Here is a 20,465-nt window from a genome sequence, read left to right as displayed (position 1 = left end):
CAGTCACCGGTACAATATCGGCAACTGGTCGTTTAAAAGGTGTTTTGATCCCTGTCTCAAAAACAGGGGTCAGTCCCTAAAAACCGCAGCTTTTATTCGTTTAACCGAAAAAATTATGTGAGAGATGCTTACAAAGCAAGAGATTTTTCAGTGGGAAATTGATAAAGTAAAAATAAGAGAAATCAGTGGACAGAAAAGCTTTTAGCGGCTGGCCGCTTTTTATTCAATATGCAAGGGTTAGGTAGTGAGATTAAAAAAATAGCGATGAATACGTATTGTTATTGTAGATGAAGTGCTAAGGTCGCTCTATCTGCAATTATGTAGAATCTTCGCGCGCTTATAGTCTGTTTTACGGAACGAAAAAGCTGCGGAATTAGAAGAACTCCTTCTATTTCTGCGGTTTTTTTTATAAACAAGAAATAAATTCACTTATCGTACGGAGGCGATGCAGATGATTAAAGATTTAGTATTGGCTAAGGAATGGCTGCCTGCAGCTTATTCACATGATTTAACAGATCAGCCCTTGCAAGTAACGATTTTAGAAGAGCGAGTTGCGCTGTTTCGCACAACTAATGCCATTAAAGCATTTAAAGATTTGTGCATCCATCGCGGTGCAGCGTTATCTCTTGGGAAAGTAGTAGATGATTGCATTGTGTGCCCTTATCACGGATGGAAATACGATGGTGCCGGGGCTTGTGTGAAAATTCCTCAACAGCCGCCGGGAAGAGCGATTCCTTCAAAAGCAAAAGCACAGGTATATGATTGCGTTGAAAAGCATGGGATTATATGGGTGAAGATGAACAGCGAGGCAAGTGATATTCCTCTTCCTCAGTATGACGAATACCTTAACTCCGGATTTAAAACGGTTTGCGCCAACCCTCATACTCTGCAGGCAGCAGCTCCTCGTGTCGTAGAAAACTTTCTAGATGTAAGCCATTTGGCTTTTGTTCACGAAGGAAGCCTTGGACACTCGGATTACGCCGAAATTCCTGATTATAAGGTACATTGGAAAGATAACCGATACATTTCTGACGAAATCGCTGTGTACGCAGATGCAGATGGTACGGGTAACTTTGCGACTATTTATTATACTTTTGAAATTCTTCGTCCTGCCGTTGCAAGGTTGAAAAAAGTGAACTATGAAACGGGTGAAATCTTTTCGATGCTGTTTGCGGTTTTACCTGAAGAGGAAAGAAAGTCGACTGTGTTTGCATTGGTTTCTAGAAACTATTCGTTTGATGCACCTGATCAATATTTCCGTGATTTTCAGCAGCTTATTATTGAACAAGATACGAGCATTGTAGAAAGTCAAAAACCCGAAGAGCTGCCGCTTGACTTACAAGCAGAGCTTCATTTGAATCCGGATCGACTGAGTATTGCCTATAGAAGATGGCTCGGTGATTTAGGAGTGACCTTTGGAAGTGACGTAGGAACAAGATTAAAAAAAGCTGCTCAATAAAAAAGAAGAAAGGAGTCTCCTTTCTTCTTTTTTATGTATGTTCACGGATAAGCTGATGATAGCTATTAAAAAGGGTAGGATATGTTAAGCGGCTTAAGATGACGCAGGAAAGCGTAGCAGAGGCTAGGATAGTAAAAACGATGAGCAGCTGGAATTTGACTGCTTGTATCGGATCTGCCCCTCCAATAATCTGGCCTGTCATCATGCCGGGAAGCTGAACGAGTCCAATTGTTTTTTGGCTTTCTACAGTAGGAATCATGCTAGCTTTGATTGCGGCATTTAAAATACTATGAATAGCTTGTTTAGGAGTTCCGCCAAGCGCCAGAATCAATTGAATTTCGTCTCGCCTTCTATTTACTTCAGCGTCTAACCGATTTAAAAATAAATTGGCCAAAATCATCGAATTTCCAATAATCATACCGCTGACAGGAATGACATATCGCGGAGTAGCAGGGATAATATGTAGGCCCAGCATAACGCTTTGGGTCAGGATTTCTACAATAAAAAGAGTGACAAATACACGAAAGAAAGCTTTAAATCCCTGCTTTTTTTTCTTTACAACATTTTGGGAAGCGACCGTCAGCATCACGAATAAAATGAGAATCATAAAAGCTGGGTGATTCGCGTCAAAAATAAAAGATAAAACATATCCGATCACTAACAGCTGAACGGCTGCTCGAATACTGGCAATGATAATATCTTTCTCGAGTCCTATACGAAAAGATTTTGATAAAAAAAGAGCAATAAAAACAAAAACGATGGTAAAAATCAGTGAAAGTGAACTCATAGAAAGGCTCCTTCAATAAATTGTTTTGTTTCAGCTTTTACAGGAGCATGAAAAAAGGTCTCCGTCTTCGCTTTTTCTACAATCACTCCGTTCATTAAAAGCCAGACTTCCTCTCCTAAACGTTTGGCTTGTTCTAAATTATGGGTAACCCAAATAATCGTTTTATTCTGCTCTTTATGTAAATGAGAAATAAGCTGTTCAATTTCATGAGCAGAAGTGGCATCCAAAGCGGAAGTGATTTCGTCTAAAAGCAAAAGGTCAGATCCGTTCGACAGCGTGCGCGCTAATGATAACCTTTGTCTTTGACCACCGGATAAATCTCTTGCATCCTGCCCTAACAAGTCAGGGGAAAGACCGGTTAAGGCACAGAGTTCTTCAGGCATAATATCCTGTTTGCCGTGCAGCTTTTGAACAAGCATCATATTATCTCGCACTGTTCCATCAATAACAGGAGCTGATTGAAAAGCGATGCCCACTTTTTTTCGCAAATCAGAAATATTCCATTTGCTAATGTCTTTTCCATATACTTCAATACTTCCTTCATCAGGTGCAGAAAGTAAATTGCACATGGAAAGAAGGGTGCTTTTTCCGGATCCTGATGGTCCTACCATCATGACGAGCGAGCCTTGCATCACTGTACCCGATATGCCTTTTAAAACACTATGTTCTTTATCTTTAAATGTTTTATGAACGTCTGTAAATGTAATGGCAGGTATTGAATTGAACGTGTTCATAGTAACTCCTTTTTCATTCGTTTTGTTTATTGTAGCATAAGCGAAAGTATAAAAAGTTATTGGACGATATAAAAAAAAGCTGTGAAAAACCACAGCTTTTAAACAGTTGTATTCACTTTTTGGCTGGCTTTTAAGGCATAATCTAAATCTTCAAGAAGGTCGTCGATTGCTTCTGTTCCAACCGACAGACGAATGAGTTCTGGCGTCACACCCGAAGCTTTTTGTTCGTCTTCAGATAGCTGTTGATGAGTGGTGCTTGCCGGGTGAATAATGAGTGATTTAGAGTAGCCAATATTGGCTAAATGAGAAAATAACTGAACCGAATCAATTAACTTAGCCGCAGCGTTTTTTCCTCCCCTGACACCAAAGGTTAAAATGGCTCCTTGTCCTTTAGGCAAATATTTTTGTGCCAAAGAATAGGAAGGGTGGGAAGGAAGCCCCGCATAATTTACCCATTCTACTAATTCATGCTGCTCTAAAAATTTCGCTACCTTTAATGCGTTTTCGCTGTGACGCTCTAATCGCAGATGGAGTGTTTCTACTCCTTGAAGAAGTAAAAAGGAATTAAAAGGTGATAAAGCAGCTCCAATATCTCGTAAAAGCTGAACGCGCGCTTTTGTAATATAAGCAGCTTCACCGGCAGCTTCTGTGTATACGAGGCCATGATAACTTGGATCTGGAGTTGTTAAGTCTGGAAATTTTCCGCTCGCTTCCCAATTAAATTTTCCACTGTCTACGATAACACCGCCAATTGCTGTTCCATGCCCTCCAAGAAACTTAGTAGCAGAATGAACGACAATATCTGCTCCAAAATCGATGGGGCGAAGAAGGTAAGGGCTTGGAACGGTATTATCAATAATAAGAGGAATTCCATGTTCGTGGGCAATGTCTGCAACTGCCTCGATGTCTAGCACATTTCCCTGTGGATTTCCAACGGATTCAGCATAAATTGCCTTTGTTTTGGAAGTGATTGCACTTCTAAAATTTTCTGGATTATCGGCGTTTACAAATTTGACGGTAATGCCCAGTTTAGGAAGCGTAGACGAAAAGAGGTTATACGTTCCCCCATATAAACTGCTTGCTGATACAATTTCATCTCCTGCGGAAGCGATATTCAAAATGGAAAAGGTAGTAGCCGACTGACCTGAAGCTACTCCTAGAGCACCAACTCCGCCTTCTAACTCAGCAATTCGCTGTTCAAAAACGTCCGTAGTAGGGTTTACAATTCGAGTGTAGATATAGCCTTGTTCACTTAAATTAAATAAAGACGCAGCATGCTCCGTATCTTTAAATCCAAATGAGCTTGTTTGATAAATAGGTACGGCACGCGAAAAAGTAGCTGGGTCAAGCTGTTGACCAGAATGGATCGCTTTTGTTTCAGGACGAAATGGTTTCTTAGCAGACATTGAAACTCCTCCTTGGATATAAAACTTATAAAAAACATAGGAATAATAAACTTTAATCATAATATACGAATTCTATTGAATGATGTCAAATGATAATTAGAATATTTAGAAAATATAAAAAATATTAATAATGTAATTTATCATTAAGACATCTCTTTAATTGTTAAAAATACCATAAAAAATATTAAATGTAAGAAAAATGTAAATTAATTTGTATAATTATGTTAGAATATTAGGTGTTTGAGAGTTTCTTAGAGAGCCAATTTTGCTAGAAGACTTTAAAAAATAGTAAAAGGTGGGTCTTAAGAGCTACTAACGAAACAAAATAAAAGGAGTTTGATTATGAGCACAGAAGTCAATGTATCTTCGGAAGTTCAAGAGAAAGGAAAGCCTTCTATTTTTGGTTTTATTACGAGTCCGGTTGTACAGTTTGAGAAAATGAAAAGCAATCCGGTCATCTGGGGACCTCTTTTACTTATCCTCATCTTAACAGCTGCAACAACGATTCTAGCCGTCTATACCCCTCAGGCACAAGAGGCGCTGCAACAGCAAAAAGAAGCTGGTATTGAAGTGAATTCAACATTTAGTATGATTGGCGGAGCGATTGGCGGAGTTATTGCAGTAGTTGCTACACTGGCATTCACAAGTTTGATTCTGTTTTTAATTGCAAAGTTAGGAACTGGAAAAACAACGTACCGCCAAATGTTTAGTTTGAATTTGTTTGTTACGTTCATCACAGTAATCGGTCAGCTAATTAATACGGGAGTCGCTGCACTAGCACATACTTCAGCGAATGTGACTTCGTTAAATGGAATGGTTGATGCTAAAGGTGCTATGGGAGGAGTATTTAACTCCATTGAAATCTTTTCTATCTGGGGACTTATTCTGACAGCAGTAGGACTACAAAAAGTGGCGAATGTATCAAAAGCTGCTTCTATTATTACAGTGATTATTTTATTCATCTTAGGAGCGGCTATTTCAGGAGTTGGAGGAGCTGCTTCAGAAGCGCTTAAAGGAGCAGGGTTGTAAATGAAAAAAGGAATAATTATTACAGCTGTAGCAGTTGTTATTGTTGCGGTTATTGGGATTAACGTATATCGTGCACAAAGTGTAAGTGGAAAAGCAGTCAATGTTCACGTAGCCAATCTAAAGGAAAAAAAGTTAAGAAATACAGTTATGGTTCCGGGTACGTTAAAGCTTGCTGATGAGCAATATGTCTATTTTGATGCTGAAAAAGGCGAGGTTGAACGATTTCACGTAACAGAAGGCTCCCGTGTACAGCAGGGAACTTCTCTTGTAACGTACGAAAGCGATGCGCTTGATTTAGAGCAAGAACAAAACAAATTAGAAAAAAAATCCAGTCAACTGCAAATTGACTCCGTAAGCAAACAGCTTTCTAATTTAAATAAAAAACAAAAAGAATTGGAAAAAGAAATGAGTAAGCAAGAAGCGAGAGATCAAATTGACACAGAGCGTACGCAGCTCAATCTCGATTTAGAGACCGCTAAAATTGATTTAGAACGAAACAAACTAGAAGCCAAATCAATTGCTAAAAAAGAACGTAATTTAGACGTAGCGAGTGATATTAATGGGACGGTGCTAGAAGTAGATAAAGAAGCGGTTAATAACACAAGTGACGTTCAAAAACCGCTTATACATATTGGTAATACCGATGAATACTTGGCTACTGGTGTGCTGTCTGAGTACGATGCGTTAAAAATTAAAACCGGTCAAGCTGTCAAAATTACATCAGATGTTTTGCCTGATAAAGAATGGGCAGGTAGCGTAAAACAAATTGACTATCTACCTCAGCAGCAGGCATCAGCAGAAGCCGGCAATGATGCGGCTAATCAATATCCAGTTGAAGTAAAAGTAGATGACCAAGATATCACGATGATTAAGCCGGGATTTAAGCTGCTGCTCGAGATTGAAACAAGCAGTAAAAAAGCTTCATCACTGCCGATAAAAGCAGTTGTAAATGAAGACGGAGAAAAATTTGTATACGTCGTGAAAGATAAAAAGGCGGTTCGTAAGGAAGTAAAGATTGGAGAAACAACAAATAAATTTATTGAAATTAAAAGCGGCGTATCTTCTAAAGACAAAGTTATTACAAATCCTTCAAAGGACTTAACTGACGGTGCGGAAGTGACTGTTCAATGATTGAGCTTGTAAATATTCATAAAAGCTATCATCTTGGCAAAGAGGAAGTACCGATTTTAAAAGATATTAATTTGAAGATTTATGACGGTGAGTTTGTTGCGATTATGGGTCCTTCAGGCTCCGGAAAATCAACGCTCATGAACATTATCGGATGCTTAGACCGCGCTTCTTCAGGCTCCTATTTATTAAATGAACAAGAAATCTCTACTTACAGCGATGAGCAGCTGGCAAAAGTAAGGAATATCCATATCGGCTTTGTTTTTCAGCAGTTTCAGCTGCTGCCGCGTTTATCAGCTGTCGAAAACGTAGAGCTTCCAATGGTATATGCCGGCGTATCGCGTAAGGAAAGACGAGCCAGAGCAGAAGCTGCGCTTGCAAAAGTAGGGCTGAGTGAGCGAATGAAACACTTGCCGAGCGAGTTATCAGGAGGGCAAAAGCAGCGTGTTGCTATTGCTCGCTCTATTGTTAACAATCCGACGCTTATTTTAGCCGATGAACCCACAGGAGCCTTAGATACAAAAACGAGTGCTGATATTATGGAGCAATTTTCTAAGCTAAATGCAGATGGGACAACAGTTGTAGTTATTACTCATGAACCTGAAGTGGCAGAGTACACATCGCGTACAGTTATCGTTCGTGACGGTAAGGTATTAAGTCATAGCGACAAGGAGAACGATAGCTTATGAGTTTAATAGAAAATATTCGTATGGCTTTTTCCTCGGTTCTTGCTCATAAAATGCGCTCTATTTTGACAATGCTTGGTATTATCATTGGCGTAGGGGCGGTTATTATCGTTGTTGCTATCGGCCAAGGCGGAGAACAGATGATTAAGTCAGAAATAACAGGAGCAAGCAATACAGTTGATGTCTACTATCAGCCTCCTGAAGACGAGATGCAAGCTGATGACCTTTCCATGACGGGGGAGCCGATCTTTACAGAGGATGATATTAAAGCTCTTTCGACTATTCCCGGCGTGAAGAATGTGGTGGCTTCTAGCTCAATGGGAATGGGAATAAGATATAGAGACAAAGAATCAGATACGACTGTTAACGCAATTAATGAAGGGTATATTGAGGTTAATCAGCTTGAAGTTTCAAAAGGAAGAATGTTAGACAGCTCTGACTTTTTATCAGGTAATCGAGTAGGTGTGATCACAAGCGATATGAAAAAAGAGCTGTTTGATAAAAAGGAAGCCCTTGGACAAGTAGTATGGGTTCAAGGACAGCCTATCAAAATTATTGGTGTGACAAAAAAGCCAACGGGCTTTTTAGCATTTGAAATGCCAACTATTTATATTCCAGATAATACGTATAAATCAAGCTTCGGTAAGCTTGACTACACAAACCTTAGCGTTCAAGCAAAAAGCTCTGATCAACTGAAAAAAGTAGGCAATGACGCAACGGATTTGTTAAATAATTTGCATGATGCTGAAGATGCTTACCAAGTGCAGAACTTAGAAGAAATAGCAGATAGCATTGGAAATGTAACGCGAATTATGACAACGATTATTGGATCGATTGCAGGCATTTCCCTGCTTGTTGGCGGGATTGGCGTTATGAACATTATGCTGGTTTCTGTAACGGAACGTACAAGAGAAATTGGTATTCGTAAAGCATTAGGAGCCTCTAAAAGACAAATTTTAACTCAGTTTTTAATTGAATCTATTACGCTCACGCTTATTGGTGGTTTGCTTGGCATCGGCCTCGGCGCAGGCGGGGCAGCTCTTGTTTCATTATTTGCTGGATGGCCATCATTAATTTCGTGGCAAGTGGTGCTCGGAGGAGTATTGTTCTCCATGACGATTGGTATTGTATTCGGTATGCTTCCTGCAAACAAAGCGGCGAAGCTAGATCCAATCGAAGCATTAAGATATGAATAAAGACATGCGTTCGCATGTCTTTATTTCAATTTAACGAGAACCAAGAAGATTTCTCGTTTTTCTTATTTATTACTTACTAGGGTTGATACGGGCTACGTTAATAATATCATGTATTTTCTCTACCAAATCGAGCATGAGAAATCCGTTTCCTTCAGAGCTTTTTCGATATCCAAGAGGAAGCGTCCTTCTTACAAGTTGAGCATAGATTTCGGCTTCGATTAGAGAGCGGCCAAATTCCTTCTCACATAAGTTAATTAATAAAGCTAAAGCTCCTGCCACGTGAGGAGTTGCCATTGAAGTTCCTGAAAGAGTCGCATATTTACCTTCTAAAAAAGTAGAGATGATGTTAACTCCCGGTGCCACTAAATCCACTTCTTCATTGACGTTGGTAAAAGGAGCCAAGCTTAAGCTGTTGTCCACTGCTCCTACTTGAATGACTTCGTTGTAACTTCCTGGATATGAATATTCAAAAGTTTCTTCGCGATCATCACCTTCATTTCCAGCCGCAACAACGACAGAAACATCTTTATTCACAGCATTTTGAACAGCTTCGTGCAGTTCTGGAACGTCTTGTGGTCCCCCGAGTGACATGGAAATAACTCGTGCTCGCTCATTGTTAGGACCTCGCCATTCGACGGCGTAGTTAATAGCGTCAATAATCCATTCGTAATTTCCCGATCCTTCACCGGTAAGTACTTTTAAGCTTAGGATTTTTGCTTTGGGTGCCACCCCTACTACCCCTTCATTATTGAGCGCAGCAGCAATGGTACCAGACACGTGAGTGCCGTGCCCATTATTATCTTCAAATACAGAAGAATCTCCGTCATAATCCGAAGTGAAGTTTCTTCCTCCGATAATACAATCTTTTAAGTCAGGATGATTTGTGTCAACACCAGTGTCGATAACTGCAATTACAATGCCTTCTCCTTGATTGCTTTGTTCCCAAATAGCAGGTGCTTGAATTAAGCTTACTCCTTTAGGCGTTTCGTTTGTTGAGTCGATAATCGACTCAATTGTATAAGGGATTAATTTGACTTGTAACGGTTGTTGAGTCATAGTCATCCTCCTTAAAATGAATTCCATAAAAAATGGAAGTTACTTAATTATAAATTCCCAACTATTGCTATAAATTAAACGCTTTTAATGTGAATCCTTTCTTTTTGAATAAAAAGACTCACAAAAGATGTGAGAAGAGGAAAAAAGACCCTGAAGACAAGCCCGATAGAGATTTTTAATGTTATCTGTGTATTCACTTTTAATGTTTATCTCACACTATATAAGAAAGAAACTCCAAGAAAAATCACATAGGACTGGTGACTTTTGATATAATTACGAACGGTATGACATTCTCAAAATACATGATATTTATAAATATATATTAATTTGCAAATTACGAAGGGGCTGAGGATAGTGTCAACTTTAACGTCTCAATCCGTCATTAAATGCGGAAAGTATGAGCTGAATTATGCGGATCGTACGCTTATTATGGGGATTTTAAACGTAAACCCGGATTCATTTTCAGACGGCGGAAAATACTACGATGTAGATAAAGCAGTTGCTCATGCTGAGGAAATGGTAAAGCAAGGAGCAGATATCATTGATATCGGAGGAGAATCAACTCGTCCTGGTTATACAAGAATTAGCGATGAAGAAGAGATTAAACGGATTGTGCCCGTTATTTCTGAAGTGGCTAAGCGCGTAGAGGTGCCGATTTCCGTAGATACATACAAATCGGAAGTGGCCAAACATGCGCTAGAAGCAGGAGCACATATTATTAATGATATATGGGGTGCAAAAGCCGATCCTAAAATGGCTCAAGTTGCAGCTGATTATAATGTGCCCATTATTTTAATGCACAACCGTCATGAGCCCAACTATACAAATCTGATTACAGATATGATAAGTGATTTAAAAGAAAGCATCTCCATTGCAAAAGCTGCCGGAGTTCGCGACGATCAAATTATTTTAGATCCAGGCGTTGGCTTTGGAAAAACGGCTGCCCATAATGTAGAAGCAATTCAGCATTTAGATCAGCTGACGAATATGGGTTATCCGGTGCTGCTTGCTACTTCTCGTAAAGGATTTATTGGACAAATAGTGAATGCTCCTCCTACGGAAAGAATGGAAGGAACCGCAGCTACTGTATATGCTGGGATTGCACAAGGCGTTCAAATAGTTCGTGTTCATGACGTATTAGAAATCAAGCGCTTCGTAAAGATGGCAGATGTACTGGTAGGAAAACATGTCTTTCAGTTTTAATAATCATTAAAGCAGATGCGTAAGCGCTGCTTTTTTATTTTTCCTTGATTTATCCGGATAGAATACATGCCTTTAGATAAATTTAAGTAGCATCAAGGTTTCAAAACTGGAGGGTGAAAATGAAAGCGGTAACGTATCAAGGGCCTAATCAGGTAAAAGTAGAAGAAGTAGAAGATGCGAAATTAGAGAAGAAAGATGACATTGTCATTAAAATAACGTCAACGGCTATTTGCGGTTCTGATCTGCATTTATATCAAGGAAGCATGCTATTGCCTCACGGTTATATTATTGGTCATGAACCAATGGGAATTGTGGAAGAAGTAGGGCCGGATGTTACAAAAGTAAAAAAAGGCGATCGCGTTATTATTCCGTTTAACGTAGCGTGCGGACAGTGTGCCTACTGTAAGGATGATTTAACGAGCCAATGTGACAATTCTAATCCACATTATGATTCTGGGGGGCTATTTTGGATATACTGAAAAGTTTGGAAATCATCCAGGAGGTCAAGCTGAATATTTAAAAGTGCCGTTTGGGAATTTCACACCGTTTGTGATTCCAGAATCGTGCGAATTAGAAGATGAATCGCTTCTTTTTTTATCAGATGTGCTTCCAACTGCTTATTGGAGTGTAGAGCATGCGGATGTTAAAAAAGGAGATACCGTTATCGTACTCGGCTGTGGGCCAGTGGGGTTAATGGCTCAAAAGTTTGCTTGGATGAAAGGTGCCAAACGGGTTATCGCAGTAGATCATGTTCCATACCGAATGCAGCATGCAAAGAAAATGAATGCCGTAGAAACCTTTGATTTTACAGAATACCCAGATATGGGAGAGCATTTAAAAGAAATCACAAAAGGCGGAGCTGATGTGGTGATTGACTGTGTAGGTATGGATGGCAAAAAGTCGCCCCTTGAATACATTGAACAAAAATTAAAGCTTCAAGGCGGAACGCTCGGACCTATTCAAATTGCGACAAAAGCCGTTCGTAAATGTGGAACCGTCCAAATCACCGGGGTATACGGAAGCAACTATAACAGTTTTCCGTTAGGAGCATTTTTTGCTCGAAATGTAACTCTCAAAATGGGGCAAGCTCCTGTCATTCCGATTATGCCAAAATTATATGATCAAATTGTAAAAGGAGAATTCGATCCAAAAGAAATTATTACTCATAAAGTCGCTTTAGAAGACGCAGCTAATGCCTACAAAATCTTTAATGATCATCAAGATAACTGCATTAAAGTCATTTTAAAACCTTAAAATGTCATGTCTATTAGATAAAGATTCCTGAGCAGTGAAGCTCGGGAATTTTTTATGTATGTAAAGTGGCGGAGGAAAATAATGCACGATTGGATGGTTGATTTTACATAATTTAGCTTTATGATAGAAAGAGAAGATATAGCGCTTTCATATTCTGATTAAATTGTGCTGCTTAAAATGAAATAAATAACATCTTGGTATTTAGTCTTATTCAATCACCGAAATATGGAGGAGAGAAGAATGAAATTAGCATTGCTTCTTGTCATTATTATCGGCGTTGCTGCCCTTGCAGGTACTATCAGTGCTGCAAAGAAAGTAGATGAAGATTACGGGAAATCTAAAAAGAAAAGTATAGTGAATTTATCTATTATTTACGGAGTTGTATTCATAGGATCAATCGTAGGAGTAGCATGGTATATTGCAGTGAGACCATAAATAAAGAGGTTGAGACATAACTAAATGAACCGAATCTAAAGACGAACAAATGAGATACATGAGTTGGACTGCTTATTACACCGCAGTTGATTTCCGGGCAAGGCTTCGCTTTCCGCGGGCGGACGCTGAGCCTCCTCGTCGCTTGCCCTCCAATCAACTACTAGAAAAAACGAAACAGGTAAAACGATGTTCACCACAACAAAAAACGAACCATTAATCAAATATGTTGATTAATGGTTCGTTTTGCAATTGAGTTAAAATACTTTTGTCCTAGCCTCTTTATTTTGATTCCAAGGTTAATTCTCCGCTTGAAACAGCTATATCGATAGGGTATTTTCCATTTCCGTATTTTCCTTTTAATACATTCTCTGTTATCGTTGCATTGTTTAACTTAAAATTGTTGTTAATGTCACCGCTGCTTACTTTTCCATTCATTTTAAAACCAGCGCTTTTCGGAAGAACCAGCACGGCATCTCCGGATCCTACATCTACAGAAACGGCCTCTTCTAGCTTTTTAAAATCCATATAGAGATCACCAGATCCAATGCGCGCCTGAAGTTTTCCTTGATAGTTTGTTCCTTTAATTTCCCCAGAGCCGACAGCAAATTTAGCCGTTTGGGTCTCGACATTACTCAGCTGTAAATCTCCAGAATTAACATCCGTACGAAGAGAGGTGCTCATCAAGTTTGAAATGCTTGCATTTCCAGAACCTACTTTAATCGAAACATCTTTCAGCTGAAGCGCTTGTTCAGGATGTGTAGCAATTTGAAGGTCCCCCGAACCTACGTTAAGCGCAAGGTTATGGTGATAATCTTTAGGAATGTAGATTGTTACTTTTGTGTTTGGAAAAATAGAAAGCCATTGAAAGGGACTTTTTTGATACGCGACAACTAGGGTGTCTCCATTTTGCTTTACATCTATTTTTCCTTTACCTTCTACTTTTGTTTTAATATCTTGACGATCTTGCGGAACGACCGTTGTACTAATGCTTGGAGAGTCGATTTGAATACGCTGAATATCACTTGATAATGCCGCTTCAGACTTGGACGTCTTGAATGAACTTAACGACCAGGAGGAAGGCGCAAACGCAGTAGAAAAGAGGACTGCCGTACCACCTATCACTAAAATAAAAGCCAATATTTTTTTCACGTTATAACCCGCTTTCTATCTATAATTAAATTTGTTTTCTTCTACCATAAAGTGTAAAATGAAAACCGGTTAATTTCAACGAACAGCAGGATTATTTTTTTCTACGTCTCAAGTCGTAAAAATGAAATGTTTTTTGTGAGGAGTTAAATGAAAAGCGAAGTAGAGATTTAAACATACTCATCAAAGAATTAATTTCTTTATTTCAAAAACAGGAAAATAATTGAGTTAAAAGAATGATTAAATTCACTTTTTTTGTGTGATTTTCCGATGAGTAGTTCAAAAGAAGTAATAAATAAATAGAATTTTCATACCAATTTTATTATTCCGAAAAACTTTTAAAGTGTTGATTATTAAAAAAATAAAGGGTAGAATTTGTTCATATCAATTGAATACAGCTAAGATTACGATCTTGTATATTATCAGTAATATGGTCTGATAGTCTCTACCTAGTAACCGTAAAAAACTAGACTACAAGAAAGTTTGGATATAAGCAGCAAAAAGAAGGGCGTATTATCATAGATACAGCCTTCTTTCAAAGCTCTTACTTTTCATACTTTCTGTTATTGTCAGAATTTATGAAAAGTAAGAGCTTTTTTTGTTTTTCAAATACACACCTGGGAGTGGCTTGCATGTACTTTTTATTAAATTTATTAGGCGTTTTTGTAGTAATGGGCGTCGTCTTCTTATGTTCTCCTAAAAAGAAAGAAATAAAGTGGCGTCCGATTGCTTCACTATTAGTCGTTGAAGTCCTCATTACTTGGTTTATGTTAGGAACTTCAATCGGAACATGGATCATTAATAAGATTGCTTCGTTCTTTACTTGGCTGATTTCCTGTGCCAACGATGGAATTGCCTTTGCGTTTCCATCCGTAATGGGAAATCAAACGGTTGACTTTTTCTTCAGTGCATTACTGCCTATCATCTTTGTCGTGACGTTCTTTGATATTTTATCTTACTTTGGTATTTTAACGTGGATTATTGATAAAGTAGGCTGGGTCATTTCGAAAGTTTCTCGCTTGCCTAAATTAGAAAGCTTTTTCGCTATCCAAATGATGTTCTTAGGAAATACGGAAGCATTAGCAGTTATTCGTAATCAGCTTTCTGTGTTAAAGGACAACCGTTTGCTTACGTTTGGAATTATGAGTATGAGCAGTATTAGCGGATCTATTATCGGTGCTTATTTAACGATGGTTCCCGCTACGTACGTGTTTACAGCAATTCCACTGAACTGTTTAAACGCGCTTATTTTAGTGAGCTTATTGAATCCAGTTCATGTTACAAAAGAAGAAGATATGATTTACGTACCGCCAAAGTCAGAGAAAAAAGACTTTTTCTCTACCATTTCAAACAGTATGTTAGTCGGAATGAACATGGTAATTGTTATTTTAGCGATGGTTATTGGATATGTAGCTCTTACATCTGCGCTTAACGGTATTTTAGGCGTTATTGTAGACGGCTTGACTGTACAAAAGATTTTCTCTTACATCTTTAGTCCATTTGCATTCTTACTAGGGCTAACGGGACATGATGCCATGTACGTAGCTCAGCTGATGGGTATCAAGCTAGCAACAAATGAATTCGTGGCGATGATGGATTTGAAGAAAAATCTAGATACACTTCCACCGCATACGATTGCAGTTGCTACAACATTCTTAACATCTTTTGCTAACTTCAGTACGGTGGGTATGATTTATGGTACGTATAATTCTACGTTATCAGAAGGTAAATCAACGATTATTGGAAAAAACGTATGGAAACTGCTTGTGAGCGGTATCGCTGTTTCTTTATTAAGTGCTATGATTGTTGGATTGTTTGTTTGGTAAAAAGTGAAAAAGCTGTGCTTTCGTCTTCGAAAGCACAGCTTTTTTCTTGTTGTATCATCTATTCATTTGAAGAAAAACGCTTATGAATATCAACAGTAAAAGGAAATCACACTATTCAAGAAAAATTCATTTTACTTTTGCAGAAAAACATTTTAAATCTAGTGAGCATTATGTTAAGATTACAAAAGGTTGTTTCATTTAAATTGAGAACACCGCATAAATATGTAAGTAAATATGCATAGAAAACAAAGGTTTATTAATTTTTTCTAGGTAATATCTCGTAATAAATAGGTTGAAAGGAAATGTCGTTAATATGATAGAAGGACAACAGCAAACAAATGAATTAAAAAAGACGATGAAAAGCAGACATTTGTTTATGATTTCGCTCGGCGGGGTTATCGGTACAGGTTTCTTTTTAGGAACAGGATACACGATTAGCCAAGCAGGGGCGATTGGAGCTATCCTTTCGTTTATCGTAGGTGGCTTCATTATGTACTTAACAATGCTTTGCTTAGGGGAACTTGCAGTAGCAATGCCAGTTTCTGGTTCGTTTCAGACATATACAACAAAATTTATTGGCCCTGGCGTTGGTTTTGCTTTTGGATGGTTATATTGGTTGGGCTGGGCTGTAACGGTTGCATTAGAATTTTTGTCAGCAGGTCAGCTTATGCAAAGATGGTTTCCTGATTCTCCTGTATGGATCTGGTGTGCTATATTTGCGCTTTTATTATTTTCATTAAATGCACTGTCAGCTAAAGCGTTTGGTGAAGCGGAGTTTTGGTTCGCCAGCATTAAAGTGTTAGCTATTATTTTATTTATCGTACTTGGTGGAGCTGCTATGTTTGGTTTTCTTCCATTAAGCAATGGAGACAGCGCGCCGCTTTTCTCTAACTATACGGCTCACGGCGTGTTCCCTCACGGAATTAGTGCCGTGCTGATTACGATGATTACAGTTAACTTCTCATTTCAAGGTACGGAGCTTATCGGTGTAGCTGCTGGGGAAAGTGAAAACCCAGACAAGACTGTACCAAGAGCCATTAAACAAACGGTATGGAGAACGCTTGTATTTTTTGTACTAGCTGTAGCTGTCTTAGCGGGGATGATTCCGCTTGAAAAAGCAGGCGTAGTTGAAAGTCCATTTGTTGTTGTATTTGACCAAATTGGTATCCCATACGCAGCGGACATTATGAACTTTGTTATCCTAACGGCACTGTTATCTGTAGCTAACTCAGGTCTTTATGCAGCAACGCGTATGCTGTATTCATTGTCAAAAGATAACATGGCAAGTTCAGCTTTCATGAAAGTAAATAAACGCGGTGTGCCGATGAACGCCTTGCTTTTAACATTAGGCATTGCACTTTTATCTTTGCTTTCAGGATTCTTTGCTCAAGAAACAGTATTTGTATGGCTTATTTCTGCAGCGGGTTTAGGTGCACAAATTGGCTGGATTACAATCGCTGCATCACTGCTTGCATTTAGAAAAAGATATATAAATCAAGGAGGGCAAATCGAGGATTTAAAATTCAAAGTCCCTCTTTACCCGGTATTACCTTTAATCGCATTAGTATTAAATACGATTGTACTTGGAAGCATGGCATTTGATGCAGAGCAGCGAATGGCACTGTATGTCGGTATTCCACTAGCGCTGCTGTTTTATGCTTATTATCATGCACGTGTAAAAAAGAAAGTTGATTTATCTATCAGCCGTCAAGAAGTGCAGCTTAAAGACGACAAAAAGGTAATTTTATAAAAATCAAAAAGACGCAAAAGCCCAGGTTTTTGCGTCTTTTTTTATATCTTATTTGTAAACTTAAATTAAAATTAAGTTGACAAATAAAAAGAGATTATTGCAAACTTAAAGCAGCGAACAGAGAAAGGAGGGTGAACATGAAAACGAGAACAATGGCGTATGTTTCTTTATTTGCTGCTTTAACGGCGATTGGTGCATTTATAAAAATTCCTATTCCCTACATACCGTTTACTCTTCAAATTGTTCCTGTCTATTTAGCCGGGGCGCTGTTAGGACCGCGTTTAGGTTTGTATAGTCAGCTATGCTACATAGGTATCGGGTTAATCGGTGTTCCGGTTTTTGCAGAAGGAGGAGGTTTAGGGTATATCTTCAAACCAACGTTTGGCTATTTAATTGGCTATGCTGCAGGGTCATTTATGAACGGCTACCTTATTCAAAAATATGACTTAAAGAAACCTTTTTCTATCTTTTTAGCCAACTTATCTACATTGGTTATTGTGTACGTATTCGGGTGCGTTTGGCTTTACGGAGCAATGAAATGGATAATTGAAAAGCCACTTTCACTGAGTGATACACTTCTTTTTGGAGCTGTTTTGCCAATGCCTGGAGATCTTTTATTGTGCATTTTATGTTCAGTGCTGATTCACCGAATGAAGCCTCAATTTAGCCGTTTATCATCAAAGCGGGCTAAAGCGGGGTAATGAAGACATAGAAAAAAGAGGAGGAAAGAAAGTGGGCAAAGCGTATTTTATTACGGGAACTGGAACAGATATTGGTAAAACGCTGGTGACAAGCATTTTGTATAAAGTACTTAGCCGTCTAGGAATAAAAACGACAATTTGCAAACCGTTTCAAACCGGCTACCAAGATGAAATCGGAGGTTATCCAGATATTCACTGGTTTGAAACAAGGCTCGGAGTAGCAAATACAGGTATTTATCAGTTAAAGCCAGAGACGTCTCCTCACTTGGCTATTAAACTGAGCAATAGGCAAGTAGAGCCTTCAATCGTCTTAAAGCGCATTAATGAATTAAAAAAGGCATTTGACGTAGTACTCGTGGAAGGAGCGGGAGGACTTGCCGTACCTTTAATTGAAGAGGAAACAACGTTTTATATGACAAAAGATTTGATCCTAGATGCACAAATGCCGGTTATTGCTGTTGGAACAACGGAATTAGGAGCTATTCACGATGCGCTTTCTACCTTTTCATATGCAAGTGAGCATCATCTTAAAATCAACGGACTCATTTTTAATCGTTTTAATCACAGCAGTATCATTCATAAAGACAATGTTCGAACGATTGAAAAGCTGCTTCAAGTCTCTTCTTTAATGACTGTACCTGTATTTACTCATATCGATGAAGAGTTAGAAGCATATATTGAGAAATTGGTGAGGCAAAAAAGTGTGATTCAACATATTGAGGAGGTGTTTGACTGTGTCGTATCAAAAAGCTGAGCTGGAAAAATGGGATAAAGAATATGTATGGCATCCCTTTACACAAATGAAAGCTTACCGTGAATCGAATCCCCTTATCATTGAAAGAGGAGAGGGAAGCTATTTGTATGACGTAGCGGGAAACAAATATTTAGATGGATACGCTTCTCTATGGGTGAACGTGCATGGACATAATGATCCGGAATTAAATACAGCTTTACATATACAAGTGGAGAAATTAGCGCATTCTACACTGCTTGGATCGGCAAACGTTCCATCCATTTTGTTAGCTAAAAAGCTAGCGGAAATTACTCCTGGCAGCTTATCGAAAGTATTCTATTCTGATACAGGCTCTGCCGCTGTTGAAATTGCGTTGAAAATTGCCTATCAATATTGGCAAAATCTCGACTCTGCAAAGTACAAAAACAAAAGTAAATTTATCTCATTGAATGAGGCATATCACGGAGATACAATCGGGGCAGTCAGTGTAGGAGGCATGGATTTATTTCATCGCATCTTTAAGCCTTTACTGTTTGAACGCATTCCCACACCTTCTCCTTACATCTACCGTATGGACGGGTTCGAAACCGAAGAGCAAGCTTCAGCTTACTGTATTCACCAGCTGGAGAAGCTCTTGCAGAACAACGGAGAAGAAGTAGCCGGCTTGATTATTGAACCGCTTGTGCAAGGAGCAGCGGGTATTATTACTCATCCTCCCGGTTTTTTAAAACAAGTAGAGCGTCTGTGCAAAGCGTACGGGGTATTGCTCATTTGTGATGAAGTAGCTGTCGGATTCGGGCGAACAGGAACGATGTTTGCATGTGAACAAGAAGACGTAGTACCAGACATTATGTGTGTAGGAAAAGGGATCACAGGAGGATATATGCCGCTTGCTGCTACGTTAACAAGCGAACAGATATTTAATGCTTTTTTAGCTCATCCAGATGAAAATAAAACGTTCTTTCATGGACATACGTATACGGGAAATCAATTGGCCTGTACAGTAGCGCTTAGAAATATTGAACTGATAGAAGAAAGAGAGTTAATCCGTAGTGTAAAAGAAAGGTCGAAAGTTTTTAAACGTTATCTATTAAAGCTTTATGAACTGCCTAACGTGGGAGACATTAGACAAAGAGGATTAATGGCAGGAATCGAGGTTGTCAAAGACCGCCAAACAAAGTCTATTTTTGAAGATAAAAAAGTGATGGGAGATATTATTTTAGCGGCTCGCCAAAAAGGTTTAATTATCAGAGAGCTAGGTCCTGTAATTACGATGATGCCTATTCTTTCAATGACGGACGAAGAATTAAAAACAATGGTTGAAATTGTATATGAATCAATTAAAGAAGTAATCGCACGCTATACAGTGAGTTAAATAAAAAGAGACTAAGACAAAAATATTTTATTTAATTGAAAAAAGATCCGAACGATTTATCGTTCGGATCTTTTTTCAATCAATAAATGTTTTTAATACTTGATAGTCGCAGTGATCGCACATGCTGATTTTCATCTTTTAATAGAAGAGTTTGTTCGAGCAAGTTTAAGTTTTGAATATAACCTTTGACCGTTTGAACAAAACCGTTGTTTTGATAGTTAATAGTTAGTAATTTATTCGTTTTTAATGCTTTTAAAATCATACCTGTTTTCTCCCTTCTTATATCGCAGTTGACGAAAAACTACAAAATAATGAAGAAGCATTGGAGGCTTGTATTATTTATAAAAATTACTCTATTTTTTATAAATGCTCTCCTGCTACTAATAGTAGAGAATGATGGTGAAAAACAGATGAAAGATAAAGAATAAGGTTTGATTTATTGTAATGAACTGACTTTTCCTTTACAAATACCTATTTCAAATTTCTTTTTAGTGATAAAATACTGTTAGTGAAATAACTACTTCTTTTCATTAAAGGGTAAGAACGGGTTATATTGATAGA

Annotated in this window: 18 protein-coding genes, 1 pseudogene and 1 riboswitch; of the genes and pseudogenes, 13 read left to right on the top strand and 6 right to left on the bottom strand. The window is 38.4% G+C overall.

What is annotated here, in order from left to right; genetic code table 11:
• The first annotated feature begins 451 nt into the window (after positions 1–451).
• Complete coding sequence (locus ACRPLY_RS17480) at positions 452–1,459, top strand: aromatic ring-hydroxylating oxygenase subunit alpha (protein ID WP_033578107.1); 1,008 nt, start codon at positions 452–454, stop codon at positions 1,457–1,459.
• Between the two features lie 31 nt (positions 1,460–1,490).
• Here ACRPLY_RS17480 and ACRPLY_RS17475 read toward each other — a convergent pair whose 3' ends face one another.
• The 3 genes from ACRPLY_RS17475 to ACRPLY_RS17465 all read right to left on the bottom strand — a co-directional run bounded on the left by ACRPLY_RS17475 (position 1,491) and on the right by ACRPLY_RS17465 (position 4,386).
• Positions 1,491–2,246 (bottom strand): ABC transporter permease, encoded by a 756-nt coding sequence (locus ACRPLY_RS17475; RefSeq protein WP_033578108.1) that lies wholly within the window; start codon positions 2,244–2,246, stop codon positions 1,491–1,493.
• Positions 2,243–2,980, bottom strand: a complete 738-nt coding sequence (locus ACRPLY_RS17470; RefSeq protein WP_048020062.1) for an ABC transporter ATP-binding protein — start codon at positions 2,978–2,980, stop codon at positions 2,243–2,245. Before ACRPLY_RS17470 ends, ACRPLY_RS17475 begins: the two co-directional genes overlap by 4 nt.
• A gap of 98 nt (positions 2,981–3,078) precedes the next feature.
• Positions 3,079–4,386 carry a homocysteine synthase gene (locus tag ACRPLY_RS17465; RefSeq protein ID WP_432232069.1) on the bottom strand — a complete coding sequence of 436 codons (1,308 nt, stop codon included), beginning with the start codon at positions 4,384–4,386 and terminating at the stop codon, positions 3,079–3,081.
• A gap of 342 nt (positions 4,387–4,728) precedes the next feature.
• Between ACRPLY_RS17465 and ACRPLY_RS17460 the strand changes: the two genes are divergently transcribed.
• The 4 genes from ACRPLY_RS17460 to ACRPLY_RS17445 are packed head-to-tail and all read left to right on the top strand — an operon-like array spanning position 4,729 to position 8,425.
• Complete coding sequence (locus tag ACRPLY_RS17460; protein ID WP_047751610.1) at positions 4,729–5,415, top strand: Yip1 family protein; 687 nt, start codon at positions 4,729–4,731, stop codon at positions 5,413–5,415.
• The gene (locus ACRPLY_RS17455; RefSeq protein WP_274863290.1) at positions 5,416–6,546 is read left to right on the top strand and encodes an efflux RND transporter periplasmic adaptor subunit; all 1,131 of its coding nucleotides are present in this window, start codon (positions 5,416–5,418) and stop codon (positions 6,544–6,546) included.
• A complete protein-coding gene (locus tag ACRPLY_RS17450; protein ID WP_028412098.1) occupies positions 6,543–7,232 on the top strand; it encodes an ABC transporter ATP-binding protein in 690 nt (229 codons plus the stop codon). Before ACRPLY_RS17455 ends, ACRPLY_RS17450 begins: the two co-directional genes overlap by 4 nt.
• Positions 7,229–8,425, top strand: coding sequence for an ABC transporter permease (locus ACRPLY_RS17445; protein ID WP_048020066.1), 1,197 nt, complete (start codon positions 7,229–7,231; stop codon positions 8,423–8,425). The genes ACRPLY_RS17450 and ACRPLY_RS17445 overlap by 4 nt, the downstream gene beginning before the upstream one ends.
• 69 nt (positions 8,426–8,494) lie before the next feature.
• Here the strand turns inward: ACRPLY_RS17445 and ACRPLY_RS17440 are convergent, their stop codons facing one another.
• Entirely contained in the window at positions 8,495–9,481 is a 987-nt protein-coding gene (locus ACRPLY_RS17440) for a S8 family peptidase (protein ID WP_080754379.1), read from the bottom strand.
• Positions 9,482–9,835: 354 nt separating this feature from the next.
• Between ACRPLY_RS17440 and folP the strand changes: the two genes are divergently transcribed.
• The 3 genes and pseudogenes from folP (at position 9,836) to ACRPLY_RS17425 (ending at position 12,373) form a co-directional block, all read left to right on the top strand.
• On the top strand, positions 9,836–10,684 hold the full coding sequence (gene folP, locus ACRPLY_RS17435) for a dihydropteroate synthase (protein WP_080963425.1): 849 nt from the start codon (positions 9,836–9,838) through the stop codon (positions 10,682–10,684).
• A gap of 119 nt (positions 10,685–10,803) precedes the next feature.
• Positions 10,804–11,938, top strand: a pseudogene (locus ACRPLY_RS17430) (zinc-dependent alcohol dehydrogenase).
• A 240-nt stretch (positions 11,939–12,178) separates the two neighbouring features.
• Positions 12,179–12,373 carry a hypothetical protein gene (locus ACRPLY_RS17425; RefSeq protein ID WP_013055532.1) on the top strand — a complete coding sequence of 65 codons (195 nt, stop codon included), beginning with the start codon at positions 12,179–12,181 and terminating at the stop codon, positions 12,371–12,373.
• A gap of 279 nt (positions 12,374–12,652) precedes the next feature.
• Here the strand turns inward: ACRPLY_RS17425 and liaG are convergent, their stop codons facing one another.
• Positions 12,653–13,522 carry a LiaG family protein gene (gene liaG / locus ACRPLY_RS17420; protein ID WP_165635494.1) on the bottom strand — a complete coding sequence of 290 codons (870 nt, stop codon included), beginning with the start codon at positions 13,520–13,522 and terminating at the stop codon, positions 12,653–12,655.
• A 389-nt stretch (positions 13,523–13,911) separates the two neighbouring features.
• Positions 13,912–14,013, top strand: a riboswitch (purine riboswitch).
• Between the two features lie 138 nt (positions 14,014–14,151).
• Between liaG and ACRPLY_RS17415 the strand changes: the two genes are divergently transcribed.
• The 5 genes from ACRPLY_RS17415 (at position 14,152) to bioA (ending at position 19,904) form a co-directional block, all read left to right on the top strand.
• A complete protein-coding gene (locus ACRPLY_RS17415) occupies positions 14,152–15,345 on the top strand; it encodes a NupC/NupG family nucleoside CNT transporter (protein WP_028412102.1) in 1,194 nt (397 codons plus the stop codon).
• A 313-nt stretch (positions 15,346–15,658) separates the two neighbouring features.
• Positions 15,659–17,095, top strand: coding sequence for an amino acid permease (locus ACRPLY_RS17410; protein ID WP_013055535.1), 1,437 nt, complete (start codon positions 15,659–15,661; stop codon positions 17,093–17,095).
• Between the two features lie 137 nt (positions 17,096–17,232).
• A complete protein-coding gene (locus ACRPLY_RS17405; RefSeq protein WP_033578115.1) occupies positions 17,233–17,796 on the top strand; it encodes a biotin transporter BioY in 564 nt (187 codons plus the stop codon).
• Positions 17,797–17,827: 31 nt separating this feature from the next.
• Positions 17,828–18,550, top strand: a complete 723-nt coding sequence (gene bioD, locus ACRPLY_RS17400) for a dethiobiotin synthase (RefSeq protein ID WP_047751605.1) — start codon at positions 17,828–17,830, stop codon at positions 18,548–18,550.
• Positions 18,531–19,904, top strand: a complete 1,374-nt coding sequence (gene bioA, locus ACRPLY_RS17395; protein WP_028412105.1) for an adenosylmethionine--8-amino-7-oxononanoate transaminase — start codon at positions 18,531–18,533, stop codon at positions 19,902–19,904. Before bioD ends, bioA begins: the two co-directional genes overlap by 20 nt.
• Positions 19,905–19,983: 79 nt before the next feature.
• Here bioA and ACRPLY_RS17390 read toward each other — a convergent pair whose 3' ends face one another.
• Complete coding sequence (locus ACRPLY_RS17390; RefSeq protein ID WP_013081858.1) at positions 19,984–20,166, bottom strand: YolD-like family protein; 183 nt, start codon at positions 20,164–20,166, stop codon at positions 19,984–19,986.
• Between the last annotated feature and the right edge of the window lie 299 nt (positions 20,167–20,465).

Source organism: Priestia sp. TGN 0903, assembly GCF_050846855.1.
Lineage (GTDB): Bacteria > Bacillota > Bacilli > Bacillales > Bacillaceae_H > Priestia > Priestia zanthoxyli.
This window is presented reverse-complemented; position numbering and strand designations above follow the sequence as displayed.